Source organism: Actinokineospora spheciospongiae, from assembly GCF_000564855.1.
Taxonomy (GTDB): Bacteria; Actinomycetota; Actinomycetes; order Mycobacteriales; family Pseudonocardiaceae; genus Actinokineospora; species Actinokineospora spheciospongiae.
In genome coordinates, this window is sequence record NZ_AYXG01000073.1 from 1 (window position 1) to 579 (window position 579).

Genomic DNA, 579 nt, shown 5'->3' on the forward strand with positions numbered 1-579 from the left:
CACCCAAGCAGATCCACCCACCCGGGCATATCCGTAGCCGGGCCGGCGGTTGGCAGAGGGCTGGCTTTCGCTGCGCTCGGTGGGGTTCGCCGTGGCTGGCGGTTTGCGGGGGTGGTTGGTTGTCGCTGCTCCGATGGGGTTCCGCCGACCCGACCCGACCCGACCTGGGCTGGGTCGGGTCGGGTCGGCGGTTGGCGGTTGGCGGTTGGCGGTTGGCGGTTGGCGGTTGGCGGTTGGCGGTTGGCGGTTGGCGGTTGGCGGTTGGCGGTTGGCGGTTGGTTCTAGCGGTGCCTGCCGCCGTTGCGGGCGGAAGCGGCGGCGGCGCCCGCTCCGAACAGCAAGACCAGGGCGGTGAGGCCCCAGCGGCGCTTCTTCTCCGTGGCCTCGCGGGCACGCTGCTGAGGAGTGGGGACCGGCTCGCGGACCCGGTCCGGCCTGGACTTCGTCGGGGGCGCGGGGGCGGGCGGGGCGGGCACCGGGGCCGGTGGGGGTGGTGGCGCGGCGGGCGCCGACGGCACCCCCGGCGGCGGGGGTGGGACGACCGGCAAGGGGGCCGGTGGGACGCCCGGGGGCCTGGTT

1 pseudogene is annotated in these 579 nt (G+C 76.2%); it reads right to left on the reverse strand.

What is annotated here, in order from left to right:
- Positions 1 to 281 precede the first annotated feature (281 nt).
- A pseudogene (locus UO65_RS36675) lies at positions 282 to 579 on the reverse strand (DUF6923 family protein); the annotation flags it as partial.